8 protein-coding genes are annotated in these 8,896 nt (G+C 29.1%); all 8 read left to right on the top strand.

Annotation, left to right across the window (positions count from 1 at the left end; translation table 11 throughout):
• On the top strand, nt 1-1,044 hold a 1,044-nt coding region (locus V7201_RS23015; protein ID WP_335379079.1), incomplete at its 5' end, for a DUF6418 domain-containing protein.
• Nucleotides 1,045-1,062: 18 nt separating this feature from the next.
• Entirely contained in the window at nt 1,063-2,184 is a 1,122-nt protein-coding gene (locus V7201_RS23020) for a hypothetical protein (RefSeq protein WP_335379080.1), read from the top strand.
• 377 nt (nt 2,185-2,561) lie between these two features.
• A complete protein-coding gene (gene pseB / locus V7201_RS23025) occupies nt 2,562-3,575 on the top strand; it encodes a UDP-N-acetylglucosamine 4,6-dehydratase (inverting) (RefSeq protein WP_335379081.1) in 1,014 nt (337 codons plus the stop codon).
• Between the two features lie 10 nt (nt 3,576-3,585).
• Complete coding sequence (locus V7201_RS23030; RefSeq protein WP_335379082.1) at nt 3,586-4,419, top strand: glycosyltransferase family protein; 834 nt, start codon at nt 3,586-3,588, stop codon at nt 4,417-4,419.
• The gene (locus V7201_RS23035) at nt 4,419-5,855 is read left to right on the top strand and encodes a bifunctional UDP-2,4-diacetamido-2,4,6-trideoxy-beta-L-altropyranose hydrolase/GNAT family N-acetyltransferase (RefSeq protein WP_335379083.1); all 1,437 of its coding nucleotides are present in this window, start codon (nt 4,419-4,421) and stop codon (nt 5,853-5,855) included. Before V7201_RS23030 ends, V7201_RS23035 begins: the two co-directional genes overlap by 1 nt.
• Nucleotides 5,842-6,894, top strand: coding sequence for a pseudaminic acid synthase (pseI, locus tag V7201_RS23040; protein ID WP_335379084.1), 1,053 nt, complete (start codon nt 5,842-5,844; stop codon nt 6,892-6,894). Before V7201_RS23035 ends, pseI begins: the two co-directional genes overlap by 14 nt.
• Nucleotides 6,895-6,900: 6 nt before the next feature.
• A complete protein-coding gene (gene pseC, locus V7201_RS23045; RefSeq protein WP_335379085.1) occupies nt 6,901-8,088 on the top strand; it encodes a UDP-4-amino-4,6-dideoxy-N-acetyl-beta-L-altrosamine transaminase in 1,188 nt (395 codons plus the stop codon).
• Nucleotides 8,081-8,896, top strand: an 816-nt coding sequence (locus tag V7201_RS23050) for an oligosaccharide flippase family protein (protein ID WP_335379086.1), incomplete at its 3' end; no start/stop codon positions are given. The genes pseC and V7201_RS23050, both read left to right, overlap by 8 nt.

The following is an 8,896-nucleotide window of genomic DNA, read 5'->3' on the forward strand; positions in this document are numbered from 1 at the left end:
GATCTATTAATACAGAATAAATCAATTGATTTAACTAAATTTTTTATTAACTTATCTTTAATAGTGGTAGCCTTATTTATATCCTTAATTTTAATAGAAACTGTTAGTGTTAGAATAAAATTTGGTGAGGTCAATCGTTTTTCATTTAATAGTTATATGAATTTAATGAAAAATCCATTATTTGTAATATTTGATTCCGGCTATCCGATTGTAGTAACTTTCCTTTTCATTATTTTATATGAAATGAAAAAATTCTCTTATAGGCTTATAAGTTCAATGTTAATTTTAATGTTAATAATAAAATTTCTATTACAGGGTCACAAATTCACTCCCTTTTATTCCAGTTTGCTCTATTTGTCGATTATTTATTTCATTCTTTATTTTAAGAATGATAAAATGAAAATTTTAACTGCCCTAAAAAACAAAAAAATTATAATTATTTTAACAGCAACAGTTTTATTATTATCTTTCCGTGTCGTTAACAACTATAAAAAAGAGTTTAACTATACAACAGACCAAGCAGTTGAGTTTGCTATCTATAGGGCTTTAGGACTACAAGGACATGTCTGGTGGGGAGTAGATTATAATGAAAAGGTAGCACCGCTTAATAAAAATGAAAGAATTGTTTTCGTTATCAAAGAATTTGATTCGACAGAAAATATAAAGGGTTTAAAACGTTTGATGTACTATATTGCACCAAAGGAATTGGTAGATCATTATCTAACATATGGTGTGAGTTTTACTATGGGATTTCCTGCAATATTAATATTCTTATTCGGTCAATATATGTCTATTCCAATACTAATGTTTATTGGCATATGTTTGGGAATATACATTTATTTTCTGAATTATTTATTAATAACTAAAAGATATTTTGTATTTATATCACAGATGTATATTTATTTTACCTTGATAACGTATTTCCTTTTAATGGGAAATGCTACAACTTTTTTCACAATAACTAATCTTTTAATATTTGTTACTTCTATTTTTGTATATTTAATTTCTAAATTGTTGACAAAAGTTAAATTTAATTATCTCTAAAGTATCTGAGGGATTTAAATGACTAGATTTATAAATGAAATTTATAAGCTAAGACAGATGAAAATTAAAACTCTAAATATTTTAAGAGTTTTCTATTTAAATACTAGTAAAAAGTATTTCATTGACAGTAAGAATTTTAATTATTGGCAAACGGGCGTCCTTATAAAAGAACCAATTATCAAGCCGGAATTATTTCCCAGCAATGAAAATTATGGTATAGGCCAACAATTGAAGGGGTTTTCTGGATTCAGCAATGAAATATATGCTTGTATAGAACATGGTGTATACTTTGGAGACAATATAAGTCCGTATGAAACATTTAACTCTGGATTACCAGCTACAATTAGCTTTGGGCAGGCTAGAAAAAATGCTATTCGTTTGGTTTCTAGGAAACCATTTTTTCAAATTGGCCCATATATTAATTATGCTCCTTCTTTAAAAAAGAAAAGTAAAACGAAACAAAAAAACATTCTTTATTTCCCCTCTCATTCCATTGAAGGGATATTTAAGGAACATAGTGTTGCGCAAAATATTACTAAAATAATGGAAATAAAGAATAAGTATAATTATGATAACGTATATGTTTGTATGTATTATTATGATATTTTATTAGGATATCATAAAGAATATGAAAAATATGATGTGAAAATTGTAACCGCTGGCCATCGGAAAGGCCCATATTTTTTGTCTAGGCTTAAAAATTTAATTGAAGATAGTGAATTGACTATTTCAAATGATTTGGGAACACATGTAGGATATTGCGTTTTTTTAAATAAACCCCATCTTATTTTGAAACAAAAAAATTTTTTTAAAAATGAGACTGATTTTAATATAGACACCTATTTTAGACCAAGTTGGTGGGAGGAAACATATAAAAATGAGCAAGAGATTTTTAATAAACTCTTTGGAAACTATACTGAATCAGTGACTGATGAGCAAAGAGAAATATGTAATAAGTATTGGGGATTTGACCAGATTAAGACAGATGAAGAAATAAGGTTTATCTTAAGTTCATTGGCAGAGATTTATAAAAATAGTAAACAAAAAACGGATTTAGATTTTATAAGGGAATTTATAAATTTTATAGAAAAAAATAAAGCTCATAAATTTATACATTTAGTTAAGGAAGCTATTGAGTAGTAAAATAATAATTACAAGTTCATCAAATTCTAAGGTGAACTTCATTGGGTTATTAGGTTGCTTATTGTGTTAGTAAAACTGTTTTTATAGTTGTTTTCCTTTTTTAGAAAATAAAAATATGATTTCAATAGGGAGAGCAGCAGTTCATTTTTTCTTGATTATAAAAACAATAAATATTTTGTTTATTTTGTTTATTCCATGTTAGTTAAGATATAAATTTATGCTATTTGTATTTCACTTATCGTTGGAAATAACTATTTAAAAAAAATCATATAAAGTTTTAATGAAATAATAATTTTTATTAAAACAAAAAATATTTTTATGCATACTGAGGAATATTTTAAAGAAATTCAATAAATTTCAGGAGTGAACTTCTAATGTTAAATAATTCAACTATTCTGATCACTGGTGGAACAGGATCTTTCGGAAAAGCATTCACAGAAAGAATCTTAAACAACTTTAATCCTAAAAAAATTATTATTCTTTCACGTGACGAATTTAAGCAAGATTTAATGAAAAAAAATTTATTGATTAAACTTGGTGCAGAAAAGGCATCTAAACTTAGGTTTTTTATTGGAGATATTCGTGATAAGGAGCGATTATATCGCGCATTTAAAGGTGTTGACTATGTAGTTCATGCAGCAGCAATGAAACAAGTACCTGCTTGTGAATACAATCCAACTGAAGCTATAAAAACAAATATTAATGGGGCGCAAAATATTATAGAAGCAGCATTGGATCGTGGAGTAAAAAAAGTAGTTGCATTGTCAACAGATAAAGCAGTTAATCCTATTAATTTATATGGTGGAACTAAATTAGTGTCTGATAAATTATTTATAGCTGCTAATGCTTATACGGGAGAAGAAGGTACTGTATTTTCAGTGGTACGTTATGGGAATGTTTCAGGAAGTCGTGGTTCAATTATTCCATTTTTTAAGCAATTATTAGCACAAGAGATTACAGAATTACCAATTACCGATGAGAGAATGACTCGTTTTTGGATGACATTAGATGAAGCTGTTGATTTAGTATTTAAGGCACTAGGAGAGTCTAAAGGTGGAGAAACATATGTTTTCAAGAATCCATCTTATAAAGTAACAGAGATTGCTGAAGCATTAAATCCAGGCGGCACCATGAAATTTGTAGGAATTCGTGAAGGTGAAAAACTGCATGAATCAATGATAACGAGTGATGATTCTCGAAACACCTATGAATATGGTGATTTTTATATTATATATCCAAATTTTGAATGGTGGTCTCGCGAGAAGTATTTTATCCCAGGTGGTAAATTGATTAAACAGAACTGGGAATATAATTCTGGGACAAATACTGTTTGGTTAGATTCTGAGGAGTTAAAAAAACGTATTAATGCACTAAATATTGAATTTTAGGAGAAGTATAATGAAAATTGGATGTATTATTCAGGCGAGAAGTGGATCTTCTCGCCTTCCTAATAAGGTTCTTTTGCCTCTGCCCATTAATCAAGAATTTTCTGTTCTCAATAATGTAATTGATCGTGTGAAAAAATCAATTTATATCAGTGAAATTATTGTTGCTACAACCAATACTAAAGCTGATGACAGCATAGCTCACCTTTCAACTTCCTTAAGCACGAAAGTCTTTAGAGGTAGTGAAAAAAATGTACTATCACGTTATTACGAAAGTGCTAAAAAGTTCCACTTAGATATTGTGGTACGAATTACTAGTGATTGTCCATGTATTGACCCAAAAGTGATCGATCGAATAATAAATATTCATTTAGAGCATAATAATGACTATACTTCTAATACATTAGTTCGATCTTTTCCTCATGGAATGGATGCAGAAGTATTTAACTTCTCTGTATTAAAAGAAGCATTTAACAATGCAACAGAAGATTTTGAATTTGAACATGTCACTCCATATATTTATAGAACGAAACTAGATTCCTTTAAGATTGAAAATGTTCAAGCTGCTAAAGAACAGTACGGTCCAGAGATACGAATTACACTTGACACACATGAGGACTACATGGCAATTTGTGCAATATATGATCACTTCAAAGATAAACATGCAAGTGTAGAAGAAATAATAACATTATACAAGCAAAAACCTTGGATTGGTTATATAAACAGGTCTGTTGAACAAAAACGAGTGTACTCTTCTCTTTCAGAAGAATTGGAAAAAGGAATTGCTTTAAGTAGTTTACATGGTTTAGAGCGAGTTCAAAGATTATTAGAAAGCGTTGATAAGTAATGACTTGGAAAATATTAATTATTACCGAAGGGTCTATGTCTATTGGATTTGGACACATTGTAAGATGTTGTGCCATTGCGAACGAAGCAATAAAAAGAGATTGCAACGTGGCTTTTTTGGCAAACGCAGATTTCGAGGCAGCTAAGTTAATTAATAAATATGATAATGTAATTATGGACTGGTTAAAATTAGAGACATTAGTGGAGTCGGTAATTGATTTTAACCCAGATATTGTAATAATTGATTCATACTTAGCTTCAAAATACCATTATCAAAAAGTAAGTGAGTTAGTATCATCTCTAGTTATTATCGATGATAATAATGATTTTAGATATAGTAAGGGACATGTTGTTAATCCATCGTTATATGGGGGGATTTTAAACTATCCTGACCATAGTCAAATTAGTTATGGAATTGGCCATGAACATGTAATTTTACGAGAAATTTTTAATGAGATTTCTAATAGAATCATAAATGATGATATTAAAGATATATTAATTACTTTCGGTGGCACAGATATATTAAACTTTACACCTAATGCAATATATACAGTACGAGAAATATTTCCTCAAGCAAATATTCACGTTGTTACTAATAAAAGTAAATTTAGTAATATTCATCAAGTGTATTTATATAAAAATTTAAACGGAGAACAAATGTATAATTTAATGAATAAATGTGATATTGCAATTAGTGCTGCTGGGCAAACTATTTATGAGTTAATAGCAACTAGAACTCCTTTCATTTGTATACAGGTAGCAGATAATCAATCGAATAATTTAAAGTCATTAAAAGAAAATAAATTGGCGAATATAATAGATAATATAGAAGATTTATCTCAGGCTTGTCTTGAAATGAGAAGTAAAGAGTACCGTCAACAATATCAAGTAGAACATGAAAAATATAATTTTAAAGGTGCTCAGAAAATTATTACGGCTGGACTTATTAATGCAATTAATATTCAGAAATTAAATAAAACTGACATAGAAGATGTTTATCATCTATCTAATGATGAAGCGGTTAGAAAATGGTCAATCAATCAAGAACCTATTCTGTATGAAAACCATATTGAATGGTTTTATAACATTCTAAATGATGAAAATGTATTATTTTACTCATTTAAACGTAAAAAAGATAATGTCTTTTTAGGCCAAGTCCGAATCTCTTGTAATGAAAATAAGGGATTAATTAGTATTAGTTTAAATGAACAACTTCGTGGAAAAAGAATTGCAAAAACCTTGGTTAATAAGTTTATTAATAAAATTCAAAACGAATATCCTAATATTAATATAATTGAAGCTCAGATTCATAAAGAAAATATTCCGTCATTAAAATTATTTAATTCGTTAGGATTTTCTCTTAAAGAAGAAGGAAATCCATTTAATAGATACCAATTGATCTTGAAAAATGGGAGGATCAAGAATGAAAATAGGTAATTTTGATCTGTCAGATAAAATTTTTATTATTGCTGAGTTATCAGCAAATCATGGGCATGATATTGAAGTAGCAAAAAGAACAATATTAGCAATGAAAGAATCCGGAGCAGATGCTGTAAAATTACAGACTTATAGACCCGATACAATAACATTAAAAAGTGATAAGTCTTACTTTCGAATTAATCAAGATACATTATGGGATGGAAAAGTTTTATATGATTTATATGAAGAAGCTTTTTTACCGTGGGAATGGCACGGTGAATTATTTGTTTATGCCCAATCGCTTGGTTTAGAAATATTCTCATCTCCTTTTGATTCTTCTGCTGTGGATTTCTTAGAAGAATTAAACGCTCCTGCTTACAAAATTGCTTCTTTTGAGATTACAGATATTCCTTTAATTGAATATGTAGCTGCAAAAGGAAAACCTATAATTATATCGACAGGGATTGCAACAAAACAAGAAATTTTTGAGGCAATAGGTGCATGCAAACGCCAAGGAAATGACCAAATAGTATTACTTAAATGTACTTCAGCATATCCAGCCAAACTTGAAGATGCTAATCTATTAACTATGGTGGATATGAAAAAACGGTTTAATATAGAAATTGGCTTATCTGATCATACTATGGGAAGTTTAGTACCGATTGTTGCAGCAGGGCTGGGAGCAAGAGTAATAGAAAAACATTTTATTTTAGATAAGTTTGTTGGAGGTCCAGATGCTGAATTTTCAATGACCCCTACTGAATTTAAAGAAATGGTCGATTCAGTTCGTAATGCAGAGGCTAGTTTAGGAAAAATTGATTATGAATTAAATGATAAGAAAATGAAAAGTAGGAAATTTTCTAGATCATTGTTTGTTACTAAACCGATTAAAAAAGGTGAAAAATTGACTTTAGAAAATATTAAATCTGTACGACCAAGTGATGGTATTGCACCAAAATATTTAAAAGAAGTATTAAATAAAAAAGTAAATCAAGACATAGATTTTGCTGAACCATTGACTTGGAATTTAATAGAAGAAGCAATTAAAGGAGAGTAGTATGAAATGAACATCCCATATGGAAGACAATTCATTGATGAAAGTGATATTCACGCTGTAGTGGAAACTCTAAAGTCTGATTTTATGACACAAGGACCTAAAGTAGCTGAATTTGAACAGGTTGTAGCAGAATATCATGGATGCAAGTATGCAGTTGCATTTAGTAATGGAACTGCAGCTTTACATGCATGTTATCATGCAAGTGAGATTAAAATTGGGGAAAGTTTTATTACTTCTTCCATTACATTTGCTGCAACTGCAAATGCTGGTCTATATGTAGGAGCTGTGCCTAAATTTGTTGATATAAGTTTAGAGACATATAATTTAGACATTAACCTCCTAGAAAAGGTAGTAACTGAAGATGTAAAAGTAGTAACTCCTGTTTCTTTTGCTGGATATCCTGTAGATTTAAAAAGTATCCGTGAAATTATTGGTGAGGATAGGGTTCTAATTCATGATGCTGCACATGCCATTGGAGCTAAGTTTGATGGAAGAAATATTGTTGATTATGCAGATATGACCGTACTTTCTTTTCATCCAGTTAAACATATTGCTTGTGGTGAGGGTGGTATGGTTTTAACTAATAGTAAAGATTACTATGATAAATTAATACTATTTCGTACACATGGTATAACAAAAAATCCAGAGCAACTCTCGAAAATTGATGGTCCATGGTATTATGAGATGCTTGAGCTTGGATATAATTATCGTTTAACGGATATGCAATCTGCTCTTGGAATAACTCAAATGGAAAAATTAGATCATTCATTATATAAAAGAAATATGATTGCAAGAGAATATATTCGTTCATTAAACGAATTGAATTGGATTATTTTACCTGATGTAGTTGCGGATTTAAACTGGTTAGATGAAGAAAAATACTTTGATTTGGATAAAAAACCAGAAGTTCTACATTCATATCATCTATTTCCCATTCGTTTGGATGAATCGGTAAATCGTAAGGATTTTTTTGAGTATCTACGCTCAAAAAGCATCTTCTCACAAGTTCACTATATCCCAGTACACACGTTACCTTATTATCAAGATAATTTTGGATTTAGGTATGGCGATTTTCCAAATGCTGAATCATTCTATAATAGTGAAATAAGTTTACCAATGTTTCCGACCCTAACAGAAGAGGAATTTAATTATATTATTACCGTAATTAAGGAATATCCAATTTCTAATGAATAAAACAAGCTTTGTTAAATCAAGTATAATCTATACAATTGGAAATTTAATTATTAAGGGCGTAAGCTTTTTTACCCTTCCAATCTTTACTAGGTTAATGCTTCCGGGAGAGTTTGGAAAATTTGCTTTATATACATCTGCATTAGGAATAGTAACAATTTTTGTTAGTTTGCAAATCCAATCTTCGATTGGAATAGCTTATAAGCGATATTATAATGATCAACAAAAATTTAATTCTTTCATTGGGAATACAATGTTATTACCAATAATTATTTCAATTTTATTGATTATAATAGGTTCAGTATTTCCTTCCCTTTCAAATTTTTTAGGGAGTAATAATGGTAGTTTAATCATTTGGACCCTTATCTTAAATGCATTGTTTAGTAGCTTTGTTACTATATTTACTTCCGCTATGATTTTTGAACAAAAACCATCTAAACATTTATTATATTCATTGGTATATACGTTATTAAATGTAATAATCTCAGTAGCTTTAGTTATTTATATGAGTAATGATACTTATTTCGCAAGAGTTTTAGGTATACTTGTCTCTACGACAATAATCGGATTAATTTTATTTTTACAATATGCAAAGTATATTACTATTTATAAATTAATATCAGACTGGAAGTTTGGTCTCGCTCTTTCCCTTCCTTTAATTTTTCATGTATTATCCCAACAAGTGTTATCATATGTTGACCGTTTTATGTTAGATTATTATATTAATGAAAATGAAGTAGGGATATATAGTTTTGTTTATAATATCGGAATGATAATTTCATTATTATTGAGTTCAATTAATAATGCATGG

Source organism: Bacillus sp. JJ1122 (assembly GCF_036964885.1).
Taxonomy (GTDB): Bacteria; Bacillota; Bacilli; order Bacillales; family Cytobacillaceae; genus Mesobacillus.

Coding starts and splice junctions, on each gene's coding strand:
- V7201_RS23020 (WP_335379080.1), top strand. CDS start 1,063: ATGACTAGATTTATAAATGAAATTTATAAGCTAAGACAGATGAAAATT.
- pseB (WP_335379081.1), top strand. CDS start 2,562: ATGTTAAATAATTCAACTATTCTGATCACTGGTGGAACAGGATCTTTC.
- V7201_RS23030 (WP_335379082.1), top strand. CDS start 3,586: ATGAAAATTGGATGTATTATTCAGGCGAGAAGTGGATCTTCTCGCCTT.
- V7201_RS23035 (WP_335379083.1), top strand. CDS start 4,419: ATGACTTGGAAAATATTAATTATTACCGAAGGGTCTATGTCTATTGGA.
- pseI (WP_335379084.1), top strand. CDS start 5,842: ATGAAAATAGGTAATTTTGATCTGTCAGATAAAATTTTTATTATTGCT.
- pseC (WP_335379085.1), top strand. CDS start 6,901: ATGAACATCCCATATGGAAGACAATTCATTGATGAAAGTGATATTCAC.